This is a genomic window from Sorangiineae bacterium MSr12523 (genome assembly GCA_037157775.1).
In the GTDB taxonomy this organism is placed as follows: Bacteria; Myxococcota_A; Polyangia; order Polyangiales; family Polyangiaceae; genus Pendulispora; species Pendulispora brunnea.
Genome location: CP089982.1, coordinates 7,619,029 through 7,639,674, shown reverse-complemented (window position 1 = coordinate 7,639,674; position 20,646 = coordinate 7,619,029). Strand labels below are relative to the sequence as shown.

Below are 20,646 nucleotides of genomic sequence, written 5' to 3'. Positions count from 1 at the left end.
CACACGAGGTGCACGCATGCGAGAACGTATCCCCTCGATGATTCCTTCCAGTGCGCGAGCGACGATTCTCTCGCTCGCGTTGGTGGCGCTCGGCGCCGTGGCCTGCAGTTCCAGCGCAGATTCTCCGGCTGCCATGGATGTGCGCCAAGACAGCCTCGCCGCGGTGCCGGAGACCTGTCCCGAGATCGAAGATGCACTCAAGGCTTGGGCCGCTTCGCACCGTAGCTGCAACGAGGATTCGGCCTGTGCCTACATTCCCGATTTGGATTCGGTGAACATTTGCGAAGTCGTCTCGCCCGGCAACGATCGCCCCGAGCTCGATGCGCTGCTGACGGCGTGGAAAGAGAAGGGCTGTTCGGCCGGTGGCATGTGCGGCCATGCCCCGGGCAAGGTCGCTTGCGAAAACGGAACATGCCAATGGAAAATGGACACGAGCTGCCAGGATTGCCCGGACAACCTGGATCCCGTGTGCACGACGCGCAATCAAAATGCCATCAACGAGTGCTACGCGAAAAACTGTTTGCACGATCCCGAGATCGCGCACCGTGGCTTCTGCGAAGACTCGGCGGAGTGCAAAGCGGCGAGGGGCACGTGCAACGAGTGGCTCTCGGTGGAGGATCCGCTATGCCCCGACGGGACGCGTTGGGAAGGGGCCTTTTGGACGCCCGAGGCCACGAAAGGCTGCGCGGGCGGCAACTTCCAGAATACGTGTTGCACGAAATGGTATCAGCCCTGCAGCTACATCGGCGGAACGATGACCTTGAGTGTGGACCCGTTCACGTGCCAGCCACCGCCCCGCGAACAGGGCGCCCCGTGGACCTGCCTTCACACCGAGCAGAAGACGTGCGTGATGCAGGCGAGCCTCTCGCAGCCGTTCAATCCCAGCGGCGACTACAATGCACACATTTCGATTGTGGCCAGGTATGGCAACAAGGTTACGGTGCGCGGTTTTCATTACGAGACCGGGCGCCGTTTCCGCTGCACGGGCAAAGTCTCGTACGACATTTCGCATGCGAGCGAGTGGTCCTGCGAGGCCTGCGACGGAAACGATTGCACGACCTGCACGGCGGAGCAGACGTATCTGTGTAGGCTTTAGCGCTTCCTTTTAGTCTTGGCCTCGCTCGAAACACTGCATGAGGAAAGGCTCGACGTGGGCAAGAAACTCCGAGGCGCGATCTTCGTGGCAATAGAGGCTCGCGCCTTGGATGGCGCGCAGTTCGGCTCCGCCCGCGAATTGGGAAACCATATTGCGGGCCTTGTCGATGGGGAAAAAGGGATCTTCCGTGCCCCAGACGAGAAGGGTCGGGGCGCGGATGCCCCGATGCACATCGACCAGCTTTTGGACGACGCCGAAGTCGAGGTACTTGGCCAAAAGCATCTGGCCCACGGTGGCTTGGTGGGAGTCAATCAGGGGGCGCAAGAATAGATCGTAAAACTCGCCCTCGATGCTGCGGGGATGCGTAAAACACTCGCCAAAGGCCAATCGCGAATGCCGAAATGCGCGCAGGCGCATGAGGATCCGCAACACGTGATTGCTGCCGGGTACCTGCGCGGAAAGGCGGTACGCCTCCAGGATGGGGGGCACGTGCCCTGGAATTTCCGTGTCGCCCAGCGCGAGGCCGACCACGCGCGGATCGTCTTTGGCCGCGATGCGTGCGGCCACGGCGCCGCTGTCGTGCGCCACGTACGCAAAGCGTGTGAGATCGAGGGCGTTCACCACGCGGCGCAGGCTCGCCGCGTGCTCGTTCAGGCCAATCGGGGCGTCTGGCATCGATTGCGTGTGACCGATGTGCGGCAGATCGATCAAATGGCACGTAAAGCGTTCGGCCAGCGCCGGCACGAAATCGCGGAAGGTGGCCGCGTGCAATGGCCAGCCGTGGACGAACAAGAGGTCCGGGCCGCGGCCAAATCGCCAATGGGCTATTTGGCTATGGCCAATATCGAGATAATCGTGCGGCTTGTTGCGCAGTTCGGTGCGTACCTCGTCGGCGGTGTACATGGTTCGGAGACGATGCTCCGACACCGGCCATTTGGCCATTACCTGCCAGGTAACGACGCGGCTTGACGCGGGGCAGGGCCCGGTGATTCCCTCCCGGCCATGGCTCCATTGGGTGCAATTGCGGGTAGTGCATATGAAATCGTCGGGCCCCTGGTGGGCCGGGCATTGCGTGCTTTTTTGACGACGTTGCTTGCTATGGCCGCGTTGACCGCCGTCATGGCCGCGGGCGCGTTTTTCGCCTCCGGCGGTGCGGCCGGTGCGGCCGGTGCATGGCATCGTTGGGCGATCGCGGTGCTCGTCGCGCTCGTGGCGGGTGCGGTTCTCGCGGTGCTGCTGGCCTCGAAGCGCGCCATTGCGATGGCCCTCGTCGAAGGGGCGAGCAGGTTTCGCTTGGCGGAGCGCATAGTACGCGGGGTATTTGCCAAGCTCGGTGACGGTCGCGTCGCGCAGGGCCTCGAGCGGTTGCCTCTAGCGGAGGCCGAGCATCGTCTCCGCGCCGCCGTCCAAGGGATGCTTGGCGAGCGCGCCGCACGGGGCGGCTTTTTCGCCACGCGCATTCACGATGCAGCCCTGCGCCAGGTCGAGCGCCTCACCTTGGCGAAGTTCCGCGAGACCCATGCGCGCACCGGTGGCGTTGACCTTGCCCTGGTGCGGGACGAGCTCGCGCAGCGGGCGGACGACCTTCTCCGCGACGCCATTTTGGATCGAGCGACGAAGCTGACCTTCCTGGTGGCTGCCGCATACGTTGCTGGCGTGCTCGTCGTTGCCTTTGGCGTTCGCGCGATCTTTTGAAACGAGTTGTCGATCGGGGTGCCCGCAGTTCGACGTCTCGAAAAAGGAGACACCCCCATGCTCGTGCAAAGAATGTGGTTGGCCCTGAGCTTGGTGCTGCTGGCAACTGTCGCGGGATGTGGCTCGAGCGATGACGACGGCCCGCCGAACGCGGATCCGGGCGCGGCGACTGCGAAATACGCCTCCGTAAACGGTATGCAGATGTACTACGAGGAGCGCGGCCAGGGCGCGCCCCTGGTGGTGCTCAATGGCGGGCTTTGCACGATTGCGTCGTGCGTGGGACCGCTCCTGCCCACCTGGGCGAAAACGCGGCGGGTCATCGCCGTCGAGCAACAGGGCCATGGGCACACGAACGACATCGACCGGCCGCTGACCTACGACCACATGGCGGAAGACGTCGTCGTGTTGCTCGAGCGACTCGGGATCGCGAAGGCGGACTTCTTCGGCTACAGCGACGGCGGCATCGTGGCCCTGCGGCTTGGCATTCGCCATCCCAATTTGATCCGCCGCATGGTGACCCTTTCGGCGTACCACGATAGCCGCGGCCTCGAGCCGGGGTTGATCGAGCAGATGGAGCAACTCACCCCGGAGGCCGTGCCGCCGTCGATGAAAGAGGACTACGCGAAGGTCGCGCCCGATCCGAGCAAGTGGCCCGTCCTCGTCGAAAAGGTGAAGAGGCTGGGCATCGACTTTCAAGGCTTTCCCGACGCGGAGGTGCGCACCATTCCGGTGCCCGTGCTCATCGTCATGGGCGATCACGACATCATGACCACCCAGTACGGTGAGGAGTTGTCGCGTCTCTTACCGAACGCGCAACTCGTGGTGCTGCCCGGTGCCGATCATTTCAGCATTGCCACCCACGCGGAGACCATTCTTTCGAAGAGCACGGCCTTTCTCGATGCGCCATAGAAGGTAACTCGCGGCCAAGGCTCCTGCGCCGACGAGAACCACCGTGTACGTCGAACCGCGTGCGCCGGCGCAAATCATTGACAAAGTCACGCTGGCCATCCACACCGAGGTGACGCCACCCACCGCGAGGGCACGCACGCCTGCGCGCAGCAAGCCGCGCAGCTCGAGGTGAAGGCCGATGGCCGCGGAGACCGAGACCATGGCCACGTCGACCATCGTGCGGTTCACGTCGAGCGCCGCCGCCCACGCGCTATTTCCGGCGAACACGCGATCGCCCAGCGCCCGCGCGGCCGCGAGTGCGAGGTAGCCCAGAAGAAACCCGGGAAGATGCGACGTGATCCGCTTTCGAAGATCGCCCTCCGCACCAGCCGCGGCGTGTCCGCGCAGAACGGCGAAGGCGACCAAGGTCGGCGCGAGGAGCAACACGCGCGCCGACTTGGAGGCTGCCGCCATGACCCCGCCGGCATCGCCCGCGCCACCCATTTGCTGTCCGACGGCGATGGCGCTGGAGAGATCATTGACCGAGAGACCGGCCCACAACCCGGCATAGCTCGGGTCGATTTCCAGATAGAGGGCAATGGGACGAAATGCCAAAAGCGCGGTCACGCTGAAGACGAAGACCGTGGCAATGGCGATGCCCTGATCGTCGCGCTCGCCGCCCGTCACCGGTGCGATGGCTTGAATGGCGGACGCACCGCAGATCATCGTGCCGCCCGCCACCAGATCGACCAGGGGCCGCCGCAGACCAAGCCACGTTCCCATGGCATGCGCCACGAAAAACGCGCTCGGAATGGATGCCGCGGCCACGCCCAGAATGAGCGCAACCTCACCGGCCCCAAGGAACTTCGTCTGCACCTTGAGGCCCATGAGGACGATGGCCCCACGCAGGACCCACTTGCCGGTGAACGTGAGTCCCTTTGCATAGGCGTGGGTCGCGGCATTTTCGCTGGGTCGCGGAAGTCGCAATAGGCGCGCGAGCGGCGTATTGAGAATCAACGCACCCAGCGCAATGGCCACCAGCACATCGGAGACATACGGCGAAGGGGGCAGCGCATGCCGGATGCCCAGCGCTGCCAGCCCCACGCCGAATGCCAGCGCGAGGCCGGGGATCAAAGCGATGCCATGGTGGGCGCCGACTGCCCGAGGATCATGCCGGCACCCACGGTGTTGTTGCTCACCTCGTCGATCAAGATGAAGGCGCCGGTGGTGCGGTTCACGTCGTAGGCGTCGAATGCAATGGGCCCTTGCAGCTTGAAACGCACTTGGCCGATATCGTTCATCTTCAATTCGGCGGCCGGCTCGCGCGCCAGGCTGTTCACGTCTAGCCGATGGTCGATGCCCGACACCAGCGCCTTGACCGTGCGCGTGGTGTGCTTCACCAGGTACTTGCGCCGCGGATCGAGCGGGGCATCGCCCATCCAGCAGACATTCGCGCGGACTTCGCGCGCCACGTGCGCGTCGTGGGTGTGTTCACTCGTTTTGACGAACATATCGCCGCGCGAAATGTCGATTTCGTCCTCGAGCAAAAGGGTGACCGACTGCGGCGCGAATGCCTCCTGGAGCGGCCCATCGTAGGTCGCAATCTCCTTGATGCGCGAGGTGCGGCCCGACGGCAGGATCGTGATGGCGTCGCCGACACGGACGCTGCCCGCCTCGATGCGCCCCATGTATCCGCGAAAATCGTGGTGTTCCTGCGTCTGCGGTCGGCTCACGAACTGCACCGGAAAGCGGAAGGCGCGCAGGTCGACGTCATCGTCCACGGGCAGGGTTTCGAGCAGCCCGAGAAGGGTGGGGCCGCCGTACCAGCCGAGGTTGTCCCCGCGATCGACCACCATGTCGCCATGCAAGGCCGACATGGGCACGTAATGCACGTCGGGCAGGTGCAGCGCCTTCGCGAAGGCCGCAAATTGCGACTTGATGGTCTCGAACGTATCCATCGAATAGTCGACCAAGTCCATCTTGTTGACGGCCACCACGATGTGCCGAATGCCGAGCAACGCGGCGACGGCCGCATGCCGGCGGCTCTGCACCGATACGCCCTTGCGCGCATCGACCAGGATGATCGTGAGGTTCGCCGTGGAGGCGCCGGTCACCATGTTGCGCGTGTACTGCTCGTGCCCGGGCGTGTCGGCGATGATGAACTTGCGCCGCGGCGTGGCGAAATAACGATACGCCACGTCGATGGTGATGCCCTGTTCGCGCTCGGCGATGAGGCCATCGGTGAGCAGGGCCAGATCCGCCACGCTGCCGCCGCGGCGGGCGGTGGTGCGTTCGATGGCAGCATATTGGTCCTCGAAGATCGATTTCGAATCGTACAAAAGCCGCCCGATGAGCGTGCTCTTGCCGTCGTCGACGCTGCCTGCGGTGGAGAAGCGCAAAAGATCGATCGCGTGATCGGTGGGGTGGGAAGCTGAAATCCGAATTTCGGCGGTCGACATCTTAGAAATACCCTTCCTTCTTGCGCAGCTCCATGGCCGCCTCGGCGACCTGATCGTCCATGCGGGTCGCGCCGCGTTCGGTGATGCGCGTTGCCGCGGTTTCGCGAATGATGGCCTCCACCGTGGCGGCGTCCGATTCGACGGCGCACGTGCAGGGCATGTCGCCCACCGTGCGGAATCGCACCATGCGATTCTCCGGCACCTCGCCCGCCTTGGGCTTCACCAGCTCGTTGATGGCGAGAAAACCATTTCCACGCGCGACCACGTCGCGGCGGTGTGCAAAGTAAATCGACGGGATTTCCAGCCGCTCCTGCCCGATGTACTGCCAAATATCGAGCTCGGTCCAATTGCTGATGGGGAAGACGCGCATGTGCTCTCGCACGTCCAGGCCAGTGCGGACGCGCGTGTTGTAGAGATCCCACAGCTCGGGGCGCTGGTTCTTCGGGTCCCATTGGCCGAAGTCGTCGCGGAAGGAGAAAATGCGCTCTTTGGCGCGCGCTTTTTCTTCGTCACGGCGCGCGCCGCCGAAACAGGCGTCGAAGCCGAATTCCGAAATAGCGTCCAACAAGGTGACCGATTGCATGCGGTTGCGGCTCTCGTCGGGCGACTTGGGAACGACGCGCCCGCGGTCGATGCTGTCCTGCACCGAGCGCACGATGAGCCGTTCCCCGAGCTCGGCGGCGCGGCGATTGCGGTAATCGATGACCTCGGGAAAATTGTGCTCGGTATCGATGTGCAAAAGCGGGAAAGGGAATTTGCCCGGGCGGAAAGCTTTCTCCGCAAGGCGCAGCATCACGATGGAATCTTTGCCACCGGAGAAGAGCAGCACGGGGTTCGCACACTCGGCGGCGACCTCGCGCATGATGTGAATGGACTCGGATTCGAGCGCCGCCAGATGGCTGAGACGGCGGCGACGCGTGGAGGACGGGGCCTTCGGACTGGTGTCTTCCCAGCCTTCTGGGAGTTTGAGCGCGTTCATGTTTCGATTAATTCCTTCGGTGGAGGCCACATTCCTTTTGATCGGGGCGCTCCCACCACCAGCGGCCCGCGCGGATGTCTTCACCGGAGGCGATGGCGCGTGTGCAGGGGGCGCAACCGATGCTCGGATACGAGCGATCGTGGAGTTTGTTGTACGGGACGTTGTGCTCGCGGATGTAATTCCACACGTCTGTCTCGGACCAATCGATGAGCGGATTGAATTTGACCAATCCGTTCTCGACGTCGTCTTGCTGCTCGGCGAGGTCGGCGCGCGTGGGGGCCTGGTCGCGCCGCAGGCCGGTGATCCAGGCTTTCTTGTCGGTGAGGGCGCGTTTGAGCGGCAGCACTTTGCGCGCATGGCAACAGGCTTTGCGCGCCTCGACACTGTCGTAAAATCCATTGAAGCCGTGCGCCGCGAGATCCGCTTCGACATCGCGGCTATCGGGAAAGTACACGCGGATGGGCAGCGGATAGCGCTCGGAGAGTTTGCGCATCAATTTGTGCGTCTCCTCGGGCAGCCGCCCCGTGTCCAAGCTGAATGATTCGATGGTTGGGGCGGCCTTGGCGATGAGATCCGTGAGCACCATGTCTTCCGCGCCCAGGCTGTTGGCAAATGCCGCGGGCGAGAAATCGGTTTCGATGCGCTTCAGAAGTGCAATGGCGTTGTCGATTTTCGTGTTGTTCATTGGGATGCTTGTCCGTCGTCAGAACACGAGGCGGCCGCCGATGATGGCCAGCATGGAGGCCAGAATGGGCCGGAGCACTTTGTCGGGCACGTGCGTGCTGACGCGGCTGCCCAGGTAAATGCCGGGGAGCGAGCCAAGGAGCAGGCTGCCCAGCAGCGAGACGTTCACCGTGCCCATGAAGGCGTGACCGAGGCCGGCCACCGCGGTGAGCGGCACGGCGTGCGCGATGTCCGTTCCCACGTTGTGCACGGTGGGTTTTTCCGGATAGAGAAAGCAAAGCGCCACCATGCCCAGGGCGCCGGCGCCGACGGAGGAGATGGAAACGAGAACACCGAGGACGACGCCGGTGGCAATGGTTGCCGGGACGAGCCAGCGTGCGCGCCATTCCCCTTTGCCGGTGGTGAGTTTGCGCAATTTCTCTTTGAAGAGCACCGCGACGGCGGTAAAGAGAAGCGCGATGCCGAGCGTGTACGTGACGACAGACGAGAAATGCTTGCTGTCGACGCCGAGCTTCCTGAGAAGGAGGATGCACGCAAGGGCGGCAGGGAGGCTGCCGGCGGAGAGCCAGCCGACGATCTTCCAATCGACGCTGCCGCGGCGCCCGTGAACGAGGGTGCCGCCGGTTTTGGTAATCGACGCATAAAGCAAATCGGTTCCCACCGCGACTGCGGGCGAGATGCCGAATGCAAGAACCAGAATGGGCGTCATCAAGGAGCCGCCGCCCACTCCAGTGAGTCCAACCGTGAAGCCGACCAAAAGGCCGGCAGCCGTGTAGATCCACTGCATGGTTGTATTGGGTCAAGAAGGGGGACGTTGCTGCTGCCGCGATGGATTTCGCGTTTGCCGTGTGGCGCTTCGTGCACGAGCGCGTGCGCGTGCACGATCACGTAGACGATCACGATCACGGGGCACGATCACGATCACGAGGTCGTGCTCATTCTCGTTCACGTGATCGTGCTCGTTCACGTGATCGTGCACGTGCACGCGCACGCGCTCGTGCACGAAGCGCAGCAACGCCCCCCCCGAGACCGACTCTCCTAGTGCCCGAACTTCGTTTCGCCCACTGTCGACGAGGCGTTGTCCAAAACGCCCTTCATGAAGGTCACGCGGCGAGGGATGTCCTTGTCCTTGAGGAAGGCGCTCAGGCGCTCGGTGCCGGCGAGGGGATCGGTCGTGGGACGAGTTGCCTGGTGGAAGGGGGAAATATGAAGGAAGCCAAGCTGACTGCCCTCCGGGAACTGCGGGGCAGGGAAGCTCGCCTGTTCGGCATTGTGGCACCCGTTGCAGGTGCCCTTGGCGAAGGCGGAGCGGACGTCTTCGGGATAAGGCGCGCCATTGACCGCAGGGAACTCCCAACGCGTCCGCGCGAAATCCTCCGACGCCGTGTAACCGGCGAAATCGCCCAGATTGACCTTGCCCGCCAACACCGCGTCGCGATTGTCGAGCAAGAATTGTCCAAAGGTACCGTCTTTGACCCAGATATCGCCCGCGGTGGCCTGCACCGGCGCAATGGCCAGCTTGCCGCCGACGATCTTGTACTCGCGCAGCTCCCAAATCTGGTTCGTGTCGTAAGGACCAGGCTCGCCGCGGATCAACCCGGGGCCGCCCAGCGTAATTTCGTTCGTGCGCAGCTGATTGAGCGAATCAGGCCCATAGGTCGTCACGAACGCGTCGGTGATGAGCTGCAGCTCGGCGTTGTAGGCCTCGCCGAACGCGAGGCTGCCCAGCGCGTGCCACTTTTTGGCATTCCGCTGCCGTTGGGCATTGTCTTTATCCGGGGTGGTGGGCTTGCCGGGAAGATGGAACTCGAAGATCACAGTCATCGAGAGCGGGGTGGCCGCCTGCAGATTGACGGGATCGCCCAATGTATCCGGATCGACCAGGCCGAAGACGAAGCGGCCTTCGCCCATGTCACCCAAGGTGGTGCCTTTGTCGATGCGGTTCGTGATGGAAAGCAGCCTGAAGGGCGAATACCGCAAATCGAGCCGGCCGCTTCCATCGCGCTTCCACTTGGACAGAAGCTCGTCCACCCCTTTGCGATCGCGCAGGGGCAGGTTTTTCCCAGGAACGGTGGTGTCGTGGAACTGCTTCAACCAATGTTCGACGAATACGCCAGGGGCCATGCCGCTGTTGGAGGCAAGACGCTCCATGATCCAGCGGAAACCCCAGTGCCCGCCGGTCATGTTGTTCGTGCGGGTCGGATCGTTCACCACCGAGGGGTGCACGATCATCAGCTCTTTGTACGGTTCGATGGAAATGGCCGCGGCTTGTTCGCTGAGTTCCTGATCCGAACCGGGAGACGCTTGGTCCGGAGAGCTACTACAGCCGGCAGCGATGGCGAGCGACAACGAAAGCAGCAAAAGACGCTTCATCGGGATTAGTTCTCCTCGGATGGTGACGTGCGCCGCAAAAGCAGGAAGAAAGACGGCGACGTAAGAAGGTCGGGAAAGAGATAGAACGAGTAGGCAAGAACCGCGGGCTAGCAGCTCCTGTCTAATTGGGATTTACGCACAGGCAAGGAACATCCTTCCCATCAATGCAAAGTAGAATATTTAAATCCTATTCGGGCGCATCGTTGTTCGGAGGACACTGCCGTGTTTGCGCAATGTCATCCTTTCCCGCCAGTCCATTCATCGGAGGGTCAAGGAAGAAAGCTCCGGTCACCAGATGCACCTCCGAAGGTAAATGTTCACTCGGCCTGACGGCGATCACGGGAACGTACGGCTGAGGATCACTTTTTCGTCGGAGGGGTGTCGATCCGCGCCATCTTCGTTCGTCGATACGGGAAAGACGAGGTTTCCCATGCTCTACGCCATTCTCTGCTACGACTCCGAAGAGGTCGTCGGTTCCTGGAGTCAGGACCAAGAAGCCACCACCATGGCGCGGCTCGCTGCGGTGCAGCAGAAATTGGCCGAAAAGAAGCAGCTCGGGCCGGTGGCCCGGCTACTTCCGACCACGGCCGCCACCACCGTGCGCAAAGGCGCCAAGCCGCTTGTCCTCGACGGCCCCTTCGCCGAGACCAAGGAGCAGCTTCTCGGCTTCTACGTCGTGGACTGCGCCTCCCTGGACGAGGCCATCGAAGTCGCCCGCGAGCTGGGAAAGGCCAGCGGCAGCGAGGGGGCTTACGAGATACGGCCCATCGCGACATTCAAACCGGGAACTGGCGTGGCATGACCGACATGGCCTGGATCGATGCGGCGCTCACCTCCGCCCGCCCGCAGGCGATCGGCGCGCTGCTTCGCTACTTCCACGACCTGGATGCGGCCGAGGAGGCGTACCAGGAAGCGTGTCTGCGCGCCCTGAAGAATTGGTCGCGCAACGGCCCCCCGCGGGATGTCGCGGCCTGGCTCATTTTCGTCGGCCGCAACGTCGCCATCGACGCCGCACGGCGGCGCGGCCGCCAAAAGGAGTTGCCCGACGAAGACGTGCTCTCGGACTTGGGCGATGTCGAGGAAGAGATGGCCGAGCGCCTCGACGGCGCCGATTACCGCGACGACATTCTGCGGCTGCTCTTCGTGTGCTGCCATCCGGAGCTGCCCGCCACGCAGCAGATTGCCCTGGCCTTGCGCGTCGTGTGCGGGCTCTCGGTCCAGCAGATCGCGCGCGCCTTCTTCGTGACCGAATCGGCCATGGAACAGCGCATCACGCGCGCAAAGGCCCGCATCGGTGCGGCGAACGTGCCCTTCGAGGCGCCTGGCCCGCGCGAGCGCGAGGAGCGCCTCGAGGCCGTGGCCGCGGCGATTTACCTCATGTTCAACGAGGGCTACTCGGCCACCGGTGAGCACGTGAGGGCGCGGGCGCCCCTCCTTGACGAAGCGGTGCGGCTCGCACGCCTGCTCTTGCGCCTCTTTCCCGGCGAGCCCGAGGTGCTCGGCCTCACGGGGCTACTTCTCGTGCAGCACGCGCGCACCGCGGCCCGGGTGGCGCCGGATGGAACCATCGTGCTCCTCGAGGATCAGGATCGCACCCTGTGGAACCGCACGATGATCCTCGAAGGGCTCGCGTTGATCGAGAAGGCCCTGCGCCACGAACGCCCCGGCCCGTACCAGATGCAGGCGGCCATCGCATCGATGCATGCGCGCGCCAAGCGCATCGAGGACACCGATTGGGCGGAGATCGATCGCCTCTATTCCGTGCTCGAGTCCCTACAGCCGTCCCCCGTGATCACGCTCAATCGGGCCGTGGCCGTGGCCAAGGTGCGGGGCGCCGAGGCAGCACTTGCCCTGGTCGAACCGCTGGCGTCGCATCTTTCCAACTATTTCTACTTCTTCGGCGTGAAGGGCTCCCTCCTCATGCAGCTCGGGCGCGACGCGGAAGCGCGCGCGGCCTTTCGTCGAGCCATCGCGCTCGCCAACACCGTGCAGGAAGCGGCCCATATCCGAACGCACCTGGACCGGCTCATTAAAGACGGCACAACGGGAGACGTTCAGGGTTCCAAATAGCCCGAGGGACGTGCGAGAAAAAAATCGTCCGCGGGGGGCAAGATCGCTGTCGATCCGGCGGCCCTTCGTTCGACGTCTGAACGTGAACGAGACTCCCGGCCGCGGCCGGGCATTTCAACTGGAGGAAGCCATGGCGATCAAGCAAGTCACCCCGTACCTCTTCTTCAGCGGCACGGCCGAAAAGGCCATCAAACACTACGAGAAGGCGCTCGGCGCGAAGCTCGAAGGGCAGGGCGTCATGCGTTTCGGCGACGTTCCGCCCGGCGGCAACGCTCCCCCGTGTCCGGATGCGGACAAGAACCGGGTCATGCACGCCCTCCTGCACATCGGCGGCGGCCAGATCATGATCAGCGACGTGCCCTCCGACAAGAAGGCCTCTACGGTGAGCAACGTCGAAATCGTGCTCGACTTCGACGACGTGGCGGAGACCGCATCCAAGTTCGACGCCTTGGCGGCCGGAGGGGAGGTCACCTCGCCGCTCCAGGACACCTTCTGGGGCGCCAAGTTCGGCACCATCACGGACGCCTACGGCATCCGCTGGATGTTCAACTGCACGCTGAAAAAGTAGTGACATTCGTCCCGTTCATACTAACATGCGTATGAACGAAAATGACGGACCTCACCACGTTCATCGCAGGGCTACCGAAGGCCGAGCTGCACGTGCACCACGTCGGCTCGGCATCGCCGCAAATCGTCGCCAAGCTTGCCGCGCGTCACCCCGATTCACGGGTACCGAAGGATCCGGAGGCGCTGGCGAAGTACTTCGTATTTCGCGACTTTGCCCATTTCATCGAGATTTACCTCTCGGTGGTGGATCTGATTCGCGATGCGGAGGACGTGCGCATTCTCACGTACGAAATCGCGCGTGAGATGGCGCGGCAAAACATCCGCTACGCGGAGCTGACCATCACGCCGTACAGTTCGGTCACCCGGGGGATCCCGGCATCCGCCTTCGTCGAGGCCATCGACGATGCGCGCCTGTCCGCGCGCAGGGAATTGGGCGTCGCACTCAATTGGTGTTTCGACATTCCGGGCGAGGCAGGCATCCCCTCGGCCGAGGAGACCTTGCGCGTGGCCTTGAATTGCAAGTCCGACGGCTTGGTGTCGTTCGGTCTGGGCGGGCCCGAAATTGGCGTTCCGCGCGCGCAGTTCAAACCGTATTTCGACCAAGCCATCGCCGCCGGCCTGCACAGTGTTCCGCACGCCGGCGAGAGCACCGGCCCGCAAACGATCTGGGACTCCCTTACCGATCTGCGGGCCGAGCGCATCGGCCACGGCATCAGCTCGACGCAAGACCCACGCTTGCTCGAGTACCTGGTCGAGCACCGCATCCCCCTCGAGGTGTGCCCCACCTCCAACATCGCCACCGGCTGCGTGCGCAAATTGGAGGAGCACCCCATCAAGGACATGGTCGCCGCCGGCGTGTGGGTCACCATCAACAGCGACGACCCGCCCATGTTCGGCACCGATCTGAATACCGAGTACGCGATTGCCGCGCGGCTCTTGAACCTGGACGAATCCGGGCTTGCCAAGCTGGCCAAGAACGCCGTCGATGCTTCGTTCATGGACGCCGCGGCGAAGGCGACGCTCCATGCGGAGATTGACGCGTATGTCGTGAAGGCTACCTCGTAGAAGAGGAAGAAGGAAACCGCCAGGACGCCAGGGTCGCCAGGGGGGGCCAACGGAAACGACTCTGGTCCTTGGTTTTTTTTTTTGTTTTTTTGAAACGACTCTGGTCCTTGGTTTTTTTGTTTTTTTGAAACGACTCTGGTCCTTGGTTTTATTGGTTTTTTTTTTAAACAAAAAAACCTTCGTTCACCCCTGGCGACCCTGGCGTCCTGGCGGTTAAATCACCATTAGGGCATTGCGTTGAGCGGTAATCCAAAGAGCACGCGGCCGCCGGGGCCCGTGGGGTCGGTTCTTGACCATTCGGTGATGGACCACACGGTGCTGGTTTCGGGCCAATAGGTAAGGGCCTCGGGGTGCAGGGACCAGCATGCGTTGCTCGAGCCGCATGGCAGCACGGTGCCGCGGGTGCCGTCTGGTGAGAAGCGCCAGAGTTGACCGTGGGCGGTTGCGGAGCTGTGCGCGAGGTAGAAGCGGCCGGCGTACGACAGGATGCCTTGCTGATTGCCCACGGCGCTTGCATACACCTTGCCGGTGGGCGTGGCCTTGTTGGGCAATCGGAAATCGTCGCCGAAGGAATAGCGAATCAGCCTTCCGCGCTTGGTCTGGTCGGTGAAGTATTCGGCGGCGACCAAGCTATCCGGGCTCGTGCTGCGGTCGAGTGAAATCGACGAGAAGCACGGGATGTCCCGATCGCTATCCATGTCGCAGTTGGCCTCGTACGAGTATTCGCCAATTTGCGGCATGACGTATTGGTAGCCATAGGCGGCCCAGCCATCGCTGACCTTGCCGATGTCCGCGGCCGAGGACGTCGTCTGCAAAATATGATTCACGCTGAAGACGCGCAGTGCGACTTTGCCATTGCCCACGGCATTGACGATCAATTTGTCGCCGTACCAAATCATTCCGCCGATATGCGTTTTGGCGGCGGAGAAGTCCGAGCCGGTAGCATTGGGGAGCACCAGGTACACCCAGCGATAGGCCGGTGCGGCCGGGTTCGTGTAGTCGATGAAGGCGACGCGCGCGTCGTTGTATCGGGCCGGCGCGCTGTCGTGGTTGAAGTGCCAGCCCGATAAGATGGCGCGTTTGGCTCCCCAGGAGCCGTCGTCGTCGGCGTCCCCCGAGGTGGTGATGCCCTGCGGATGCCAGGAGAGCGTCGTGGCATCGCCCTCGTCGAAACACCACTTTACGGTGGCGGCGGGTGCGATGGGCAATGCAGCCAATTCTTCGGCATTGCACGAGGTCATCGCGTGGTTTGCGCTATCGAGTACGGTGGCCACGCCCACATTGGGCAAGGCCTTGTCCAGCGCATCGATGGCGGCAGCGGGTGTGGCTTTCCAGGTGAGCGACATCCTCGCGGAGCTCACCTCGACCAATGGATCGGCATATGCGGCATGCGCCGGCGTGGTTGGCGTCATCGCGCATGCAACGGCAACTGCAACAACGAAGATGCTTCGTCTGCTCATGTGCCCTGTCCTCCATGTCCCGGAACAAAGACGAGTATGAAATGGATAAGAGTGAGAACGCACGCTTCCCACGCGGTCGATTGGCGCGCGGGCGTCGTTTCGTTACGGAAAGAGTTAGCTGCGGGATGCTTGCAGCGCCAAAGAAAAGTGCACTCCGCAAAACGATAAATGCATCCCAATGTCGAAATCGCTGGCACGTGGCCCGTAGTGGCGGTTCTCTATGCCGCTTATGAGACTACGATCCTGCGCGGCGTGCTTCCTCGGTGTCCTCGTCACAGCGTCGGCGGCGGGTGCGGCGCCGGAATCGCTCGACCCGAGCAACAAAGTGCAATGCACGACGAATCCGGCCACGCCCAAGCGCCAGCTGCGCGCGGCGTGGATCGCCAGCGTCGTGAACATCGATTGGCCGAGCCGCAAAGGACTGCCTGCCGCGGAGCAGCAAGCGGAATACCGGCGGCTATTGGACGATCTCAAATCGAAAAATTTCAATGCGGTCGTGGTTCAGATTCGGCCAACGGCAGACGCCTTTTGGCCATCGCCCTACGAACCGTGGTCCGAGTGGCTGACCGGTGAGCAAGGCCGCGATCCCGGCTACGACCCGCTGGCCTTTGCCATCGAGGAAGCGCACGCGCGCAACCTGGAGTTCCATGCCTGGTTCAATCCCTATCGCGTGAGCATGCAGAACGATCCGGCCAAGCTGGTGCCGAACCACCCCGCGCGCCAGCACCCGGATTGGGTCTTCGCCTACGGTCCAAAGCTCTATTACGATCCCGGCCACCCCGCGGCGCGCACCTTCGTGGAGAACGCCATCATGCACGCCGTCGACCACTACGACATCGACGGCGTGCACTTCGACGACTACTTCTACCCGTACCCCATCGCGGGCAAAGCCATTCCCGACGATGCGACGTATGCGCAATACGGGTCGGCCTATCCGAGCATTCACGATTGGCGGCGCGCCAACATCGATCGCTTGATCGAGGACATGGATGCGCAGATTCACTTTGCCAAGCCATGGGTCAAGTTTGGAATTAGCCCATTTGGCATCTGGCAGAACAAATCGACCGATCCGCGCGGCTCGGAAACGGGCGGCTTCGAATCATACAGCGGCATTTATGCCGACTCGTTCAAGTGGGTCAAAGAGGGGTGGGTCGATTACATCAACCCGCAGGTGTACTGGAACATTGGCCTGACCGTGGCCGACTATTCCAAACTCGTGCCCTGGTGGGCGCAGGTCGTTCAGGGGACCGGCGTCCATTTGTACGTGGGGCAGGCCACGTACAAGATTGGCACCTCGGGTGCCTGGCTCGATCCGGAGGAGATGAGCCGGCACCTCACGTTCAATCGCGCTTACGCCGATGTGCAGGGCGACGTGCACTTCAGCGCCAAGGACGTGCTCGCGGATCGGCTTGGCGCCATGTCGAAGGTGGTGCAGGCGCACCACACCCGTCCGGCGCTCGTGCCGCTCAAGGCAGATCTCGGTGGAGGGGCTCCGCGTATGCCCCTCATCACGCACGCGAAGCGGGGCACCGGTGGCGTCGAATTGGCCATTCGTCCAGTGGACGTGGGCGGTTCGGCCGCGACCACCTCGGTGGCCATTTACCGATTCGATGGCATCGATTTGCCGGGTGCCTGCGGCTTTGCCGATGCGTCGCACTTGATTGGAACCGCGCGCACCAAGTCCGGTGTGGCCCATTTCGTCGATGCCACCGCGCAGCCGGGAACGATGTACACGTATTACGCGACCGCGTTGGACCGTCTCCAACACGAGGGCCCATCGAGCCCTCCACGCATCGTGCGCTAAGTCGGCGAGCACCACCTTCGACCAGAAGAGGGAAAACCGCCAAAACGCCAAGGGCGCCAAGATGGATTGTTGTGCTGAAGTACCGACCGCCCTGGCGCAACCCTTGGAATTAGCTCCACACCCCAGTCGCTGCGGCTTTGCGGGCGAAGTCCGCGAAGTCGCGCGGCTTGCGGCCGAGGGCGCGTTCGACGCCGTCGCTCACGTGCGCATTGTGGCCGTCCAGCACGAAGAGGAATAGGTCGGTGAGGAACTTCACCTGGTCCGGCGGGAAGAACTCCGCGAGCACCTTCGCGTACTCCTCGCCGGACACTGGCACGTAGCGAATCGGGCGCCCGGCGGCGCGTGACATCTCCTCCGCGGCCTCGGCGAAGGTGAGCAGACGCGGTCCGGTGAGCTCGTACAGTTTGCCCGAATGCGCATCATCGGTGAGGGCGGCAACGGCCACGTCGGCAATGTCGTCTACGTCGATGAAGGGCTCCGCGCAATCGCCGGCAGGGAAGGCAATCTCGCCGCTGCGCACAGCGTCGAGCAGTTGCCCCTCGTTGAAGTTCTGATTGAACCAAGAGCACCGCAGAATGGTGAACTTGGCGCCGGACTCGCGAACGGCTTTTTCGCTCGGCCAGCATTGGGGCTCGCCGCGGCCGGACAAGAGAACGATGCGGGTCACCCCGCATTCGACCGCCTTCTTGCTGAAGGCGCGGATGTGCTCGGGCGCGCGCGGATCGCATAGATCCGGGAAGTACGTCAGGTACACGGCATCGACACCGCGCAATGCAGGTGCCCATGTGCTCTCGTCTTCCCAATCGAATTTCACCGCGCCCGAGCCAGACGAGGCAGACGAGGCAGACGAGGCAGACGAGCGCGACGCAATGCGAACGGGAATGCCTTTCGCCTCCAGACCTTGCGCAACGCGGCGACCCGTTTTGCCGGTGCCTCCGACGATGAGCGTGGTCTTCGAAGTCGTCTGAACCGAATGGGAGTCGATTGTATTCATGGTGATCTCTCTTTCGTAAGTGGTGCCGGTGTTTCGTTTCGACACCGGAGAGAATGCGCCGTGCGCGTATGCATCGCCACGCCCAATATTTCATGGTATCGATGCATTTATGCAACGAACCGCCACCCCACGCGAAACGCTCCACTGGGACGACGTAAAGCTCTTCCTCGCCCTTTGCCGCGCGCGCACCGTGGGGCATGCGGCGGAGTCGCTCGGCGTGGATGCCTCCACGGTTTCACGCCGCCTCGCCACCCTGGAGGAAGCCCTTTCGGCAACGCTCTTCGATCGCGGACGCGATGGCATTGCGGCGACGGAAGCGGCCGAATCGCTCATGCCCGTGGCGGAGGAAATGGAGGCGGTGATGGCCCGCTTTGCCACCGCCGCCGAGGGCCTCGAGCGCGAAGTGGCCGGTCTCGTCCGCATCACATGCCCGCCGGATGTGGCGGACGTCTTCGTCGCGCCCATTCTGAGTGAGCTCACTTCGCGCCATCCCGGATTGCGCATTGCCTTGGATCCCGGCGAGGCCGTGCTCGATCTCACACGCCGCGAGGCCGATATCGCCTTGCGCACCGTGCGGCCCGCACGGGGCGATCTCGTGGTGACCAAGGTGACCACCGCCCGCTGGGTCGCCGTGGCCGCGCCCAAAGTCGCGCGATCGCTCGGCACCTTGCGCGCGTGGGCCGACGCGCCCTGGGTGAGCTGGGGCGAGCGCCTGGCCAACATGGCCGCCTCCCGGTGGCTCGGCAAGTACGCGCGCGGCGTCGAGCCCGTGGTTCGTTCGGACAGCCTCTCCGTCCAGCTCTCCGTCGTCGTCGCCGGCGTCGGCGTGGCCCTCGTGCCCGAGCCCAGCATTGCGCACTACGGCCTGGTCCCGGTGAAGCTGGGCCCCGAGCTCCAAGAGGACGCCGCCGCTTGGCCCGTCGACGAACTGTACCTCGTCACCCACCGCGCCCTCCGCGACGTTCCCCGCGTCCGTGCCGTGTGGGACCTCTTGCTCGAACGCGGGCGCACGCTGTAACTCGGCCTTGACAAAAATATTTGTCAAGGCATCCTAGGCCCATGCTCGACGTCGAAGTCATTCACGATCCGGCCGTGGCCGCCGTGGCATTGGAGCCGATGCGCAGCCGGCTTCTGGCGGAGCTTTCCGAGCCCGCGTCGGCGGCGGCGCTTTCGACGCGGGTCGGGCTGGCGCGGCAAAAGGTGAATTACCACCTGCGTGCTCTCGAGGCGCACGGCTTGGTGCGCGTGGCGGAGAAGCGGCAGTGGGGCGGCCTCACCGAGCGGCTCTTGGTGGCGACGGCCTCGTCGTACGTCGTCTCGCCGAAGGCCATGGGGCCCGCCGCGGTCGATCCCGAGCGCGCGACCACCGATCGCTTGTCGGCCAGTTACCTGATCGCCCTCGCCGCACGCGTCGTGCGCGAGGTGGGCGACATGGTCGTGCGCGCACGGGAGGCCGGCAAACGCATGCCGACGCTTTCCATCGATACGCAAATCCGATTTCGCTCGCCGGCGGAGCGCGCAAGCTTCACCAGCGAGCTAACGCGGGCGGTGACCACGCTCGCGGCCCGTTACCACGATGAAACCGCGCCGGGTGGGCGACCATATCGATTCGTCGTCATGGCGCACCCCACGCCCCAGCAGGAAAAAGAGGAATAGTCATGCCGGTAAAGAAAGATCCGTCGGGACGCCGCTCCGTCGAGGCCGAGGTCGAAGTTCCTGGCAGCCCCGAACAAGTTTGGGATGCCATCGCCACGGGCCCTGGCATCTCGTCGTGGTTCGTTCCCTCGCAGGTCGAGGAAGGTGTGGGCGGCACCGTCAAAGCGCAATTCGGCATCGGCGACTCGGTGTCCAAAATCACCGAGTGGAACCCGCCCCACAAATTCGTCGCCACGAGCCAAGACCTCGGCGAAAACGCGGCCGCCGTGGCCACCGAGTGGATCGTCGAAGCGCGCGACGGCGGCACCTGTGTCGTGCGCGTCGTGCACAGCTGGTTCGCCGATACGGATCAATGGGACAAGGACTTCGAGGGCCACGAGCACGGCTGGCGCGAGTTCTTCCGCATCCTGCGCTTTTACCTCACGCACTTCCGCGGCCAGCATGGATCGCTTTTGCAGGTGATCCCCATGCTGCCCGAACCCAAAGACACCGCGTGGGCCGCATTGATGGGCGCCATCGGCCTGCCCCTCTCGCCCAAGGTGGGGCAGCGCATCGCCTCCTCGAAGGGGGCGCCTTCGTTCTCCGGCATCGTGGAGCACGTCGGGGAGAGCGCCTATCCGGAGTCGTTGTTCGTTCGCCTCGACGAGCCGGCCCCCGGCCTTGCGCACCTCTTCGCGATGGCCATGGGCGGCTCGGTCTTCCTGATCGTCCGTCTCTACCTTTTCGGCGAAAAACCGGCCGCCACCGTGGCGCGTGAAGAGCCTGCGTGGAAGGCTCATCTCGCTTCCTTGGCAGAGACCGTCAAAGACGGAAAAATGCAGAAATAGGCCAATTTGAGCCGACCGGTGGCACTACC

At 63.4% G+C, this 20,646-nt stretch carries 20 protein-coding genes; 11 read left to right on the top strand and 9 right to left on the bottom strand.

Annotation, left to right across the window (positions count from 1 at the left end):
* Positions 1-16 precede the first annotated feature (16 nt).
* Positions 17-1,096, top strand: coding sequence for a hypothetical protein (locus LZC95_29945; GenBank protein ID WXA90662.1), 1,080 nt, complete (start codon positions 17-19; stop codon positions 1,094-1,096).
* 9 nt (positions 1,097-1,105) lie between these two features.
* Here LZC95_29945 and LZC95_29940 read toward each other — a convergent pair whose 3' ends face one another.
* On the bottom strand, positions 1,106-1,999 hold the full coding sequence (locus LZC95_29940) for an alpha/beta hydrolase (protein ID WXA90661.1): 894 nt from the start codon (positions 1,997-1,999) through the stop codon (positions 1,106-1,108).
* A gap of 195 nt (positions 2,000-2,194) precedes the next feature.
* Here LZC95_29940 and LZC95_29935 point away from each other — a divergent pair, with 195 nt between their 5' ends.
* Positions 2,195-2,791 (top strand): hypothetical protein, encoded by a 597-nt coding sequence (locus LZC95_29935; GenBank protein ID WXA90660.1) that lies wholly within the window; start codon positions 2,195-2,197, stop codon positions 2,789-2,791.
* Positions 2,792-2,848: 57 nt separating this feature from the next.
* Positions 2,849-3,700, top strand: coding sequence for an alpha/beta hydrolase (locus LZC95_29930; protein WXA90659.1), 852 nt, complete (start codon positions 2,849-2,851; stop codon positions 3,698-3,700).
* Here LZC95_29930 and LZC95_29925 read toward each other — a convergent pair.
* The 6 genes from LZC95_29925 to LZC95_29900 all read right to left on the bottom strand — a co-directional run bounded on the left by LZC95_29925 (position 3,593) and on the right by LZC95_29900 (position 10,174).
* Entirely contained in the window at positions 3,593-4,813 is a 1,221-nt protein-coding gene (locus LZC95_29925; protein WXA90658.1) for a putative sulfate exporter family transporter, read from the bottom strand. The genes LZC95_29930 and LZC95_29925 overlap by 108 nt on opposite strands.
* Positions 4,810-6,138: a sulfate adenylyltransferase subunit CysN gene (gene cysN / locus LZC95_29920; protein ID WXA90657.1), complete on the bottom strand. Its 1,329-nt coding sequence runs from the start codon at positions 6,136-6,138 to the stop codon at positions 4,810-4,812. Before cysN ends, LZC95_29925 begins: the two co-directional genes overlap by 4 nt.
* A 1-nt stretch (position 6,139) precedes the next feature.
* The gene (gene cysD, locus LZC95_29915; GenBank protein ID WXA90656.1) at positions 6,140-7,117 is read right to left on the bottom strand and encodes a sulfate adenylyltransferase subunit CysD; all 978 of its coding nucleotides are present in this window, start codon (positions 7,115-7,117) and stop codon (positions 6,140-6,142) included.
* 7 nt (positions 7,118-7,124) lie between these two features.
* A complete protein-coding gene (locus LZC95_29910; GenBank protein WXA90655.1) occupies positions 7,125-7,802 on the bottom strand; it encodes a phosphoadenylyl-sulfate reductase in 678 nt (225 codons plus the stop codon).
* An 18-nt stretch (positions 7,803-7,820) separates the two neighbouring features.
* Complete coding sequence (locus tag LZC95_29905) at positions 7,821-8,588, bottom strand: sulfite exporter TauE/SafE family protein (GenBank protein WXA90654.1); 768 nt, start codon at positions 8,586-8,588, stop codon at positions 7,821-7,823.
* Between the two features lie 251 nt (positions 8,589-8,839).
* Positions 8,840-10,174, bottom strand: coding sequence for a hypothetical protein (locus LZC95_29900; protein WXA90653.1), 1,335 nt, complete (start codon positions 10,172-10,174; stop codon positions 8,840-8,842).
* Positions 10,175-10,604: 430 nt separating this feature from the next.
* Between LZC95_29900 and LZC95_29895 the strand changes: the two genes are divergently transcribed.
* From LZC95_29895 to LZC95_29880, 4 genes are all read left to right on the top strand, one after another.
* Complete coding sequence (locus tag LZC95_29895; protein WXA90652.1) at positions 10,605-10,976, top strand: YciI family protein; 372 nt, start codon at positions 10,605-10,607, stop codon at positions 10,974-10,976.
* Positions 10,973-12,244, top strand: a complete 1,272-nt coding sequence (locus LZC95_29890) for an RNA polymerase sigma factor (protein ID WXA90651.1) — start codon at positions 10,973-10,975, stop codon at positions 12,242-12,244. The genes LZC95_29895 and LZC95_29890 overlap by 4 nt, the downstream gene beginning before the upstream one ends.
* Positions 12,245-12,374: 130 nt before the next feature.
* Positions 12,375-12,812: a VOC family protein gene (locus tag LZC95_29885; GenBank protein WXA90650.1), complete on the top strand. Its 438-nt coding sequence runs from the start codon at positions 12,375-12,377 to the stop codon at positions 12,810-12,812.
* 41 nt (positions 12,813-12,853) lie between these two features.
* Entirely contained in the window at positions 12,854-13,876 is a 1,023-nt protein-coding gene (locus tag LZC95_29880) for an adenosine deaminase (GenBank protein WXA90649.1), read from the top strand.
* Positions 13,877-14,100: 224 nt separating this feature from the next.
* Here LZC95_29880 and LZC95_29875 read toward each other — a convergent pair whose 3' ends face one another.
* Positions 14,101-15,336 (bottom strand): hypothetical protein, encoded by a 1,236-nt coding sequence (locus LZC95_29875; protein WXA90648.1) that lies wholly within the window; start codon positions 15,334-15,336, stop codon positions 14,101-14,103.
* Between the two features lie 229 nt (positions 15,337-15,565).
* Here LZC95_29875 and LZC95_29870 point away from each other — a divergent pair, with 229 nt between their 5' ends.
* Positions 15,566-17,140, top strand: coding sequence for a family 10 glycosylhydrolase (locus tag LZC95_29870; GenBank protein ID WXA90647.1), 1,575 nt, complete (start codon positions 15,566-15,568; stop codon positions 17,138-17,140).
* A 109-nt stretch (positions 17,141-17,249) separates the two neighbouring features.
* Here the strand turns inward: LZC95_29870 and LZC95_29865 are convergent, their stop codons facing one another.
* Positions 17,250-18,134 carry an NAD(P)H-binding protein gene (locus LZC95_29865; GenBank protein ID WXA90646.1) on the bottom strand — a complete coding sequence of 295 codons (885 nt, stop codon included), beginning with the start codon at positions 18,132-18,134 and terminating at the stop codon, positions 17,250-17,252.
* Between the two features lie 109 nt (positions 18,135-18,243).
* Between LZC95_29865 and LZC95_29860 the strand changes: the two genes are divergently transcribed.
* Genes LZC95_29860 through LZC95_29850 form a run of 3 tightly spaced genes read left to right on the top strand, consistent with a single transcriptional unit; the run spans position 18,244 to position 20,617 of the window.
* Complete coding sequence (locus LZC95_29860; GenBank protein ID WXA90645.1) at positions 18,244-19,152, top strand: LysR family transcriptional regulator; 909 nt, start codon at positions 18,244-18,246, stop codon at positions 19,150-19,152.
* Between the two features lie 41 nt (positions 19,153-19,193).
* Positions 19,194-19,790 (top strand): helix-turn-helix domain-containing protein, encoded by a 597-nt coding sequence (locus LZC95_29855; protein WXA90644.1) that lies wholly within the window; start codon positions 19,194-19,196, stop codon positions 19,788-19,790.
* Positions 19,791-19,792: 2 nt separating this feature from the next.
* Positions 19,793-20,617, top strand: coding sequence for an SRPBCC domain-containing protein (locus tag LZC95_29850; protein ID WXA90643.1), 825 nt, complete (start codon positions 19,793-19,795; stop codon positions 20,615-20,617).
* Positions 20,618-20,646 lie beyond the last annotated feature (29 nt).

Coding starts and splice junctions, on each gene's coding strand:
- LZC95_29890 (WXA90651.1), top strand. CDS start 10,973: ATGACCGACATGGCCTGGATCGATGCGGCGCTCACCTCCGCCCGCCCG.
- LZC95_29880 (WXA90649.1), top strand. CDS start 12,854: ATGACGGACCTCACCACGTTCATCGCAGGGCTACCGAAGGCCGAGCTG.
- LZC95_29850 (WXA90643.1), top strand. CDS start 19,793: ATGCCGGTAAAGAAAGATCCGTCGGGACGCCGCTCCGTCGAGGCCGAG.
- LZC95_29935 (WXA90660.1), top strand. CDS start 2,195: ATGGCCGCGTTGACCGCCGTCATGGCCGCGGGCGCGTTTTTCGCCTCC.
- LZC95_29910 (WXA90655.1), bottom strand. CDS start 7,802: ATGAACAACACGAAAATCGACAACGCCATTGCACTTCTGAAGCGCATC.
- LZC95_29885 (WXA90650.1), top strand. CDS start 12,375: ATGGCGATCAAGCAAGTCACCCCGTACCTCTTCTTCAGCGGCACGGCC.
- LZC95_29875 (WXA90648.1), bottom strand. CDS start 15,336: ATGAGCAGACGAAGCATCTTCGTTGTTGCAGTTGCCGTTGCATGCGCG.
- cysD (WXA90656.1), bottom strand. CDS start 7,117: ATGAACGCGCTCAAACTCCCAGAAGGCTGGGAAGACACCAGTCCGAAG.
- LZC95_29865 (WXA90646.1), bottom strand. CDS start 18,134: ATGAATACAATCGACTCCCATTCGGTTCAGACGACTTCGAAGACCACG.
- LZC95_29895 (WXA90652.1), top strand. CDS start 10,605: ATGCTCTACGCCATTCTCTGCTACGACTCCGAAGAGGTCGTCGGTTCC.
- LZC95_29940 (WXA90661.1), bottom strand. CDS start 1,999: ATGTACACCGCCGACGAGGTACGCACCGAACTGCGCAACAAGCCGCAC.
- LZC95_29855 (WXA90644.1), top strand. CDS start 19,194: ATGCTCGACGTCGAAGTCATTCACGATCCGGCCGTGGCCGCCGTGGCA.
- LZC95_29945 (WXA90662.1), top strand. CDS start 17: ATGCGAGAACGTATCCCCTCGATGATTCCTTCCAGTGCGCGAGCGACG.
- LZC95_29905 (WXA90654.1), bottom strand. CDS start 8,588: ATGCAGTGGATCTACACGGCTGCCGGCCTTTTGGTCGGCTTCACGGTT.
- cysN (WXA90657.1), bottom strand. CDS start 6,138: ATGTCGACCGCCGAAATTCGGATTTCAGCTTCCCACCCCACCGATCAC.
- LZC95_29900 (WXA90653.1), bottom strand. CDS start 10,174: ATGAAGCGTCTTTTGCTGCTTTCGTTGTCGCTCGCCATCGCTGCCGGC.
- LZC95_29870 (WXA90647.1), top strand. CDS start 15,566: ATGAGACTACGATCCTGCGCGGCGTGCTTCCTCGGTGTCCTCGTCACA.
- LZC95_29860 (WXA90645.1), top strand. CDS start 18,244: ATGCAACGAACCGCCACCCCACGCGAAACGCTCCACTGGGACGACGTA.
- LZC95_29930 (WXA90659.1), top strand. CDS start 2,849: ATGCTCGTGCAAAGAATGTGGTTGGCCCTGAGCTTGGTGCTGCTGGCA.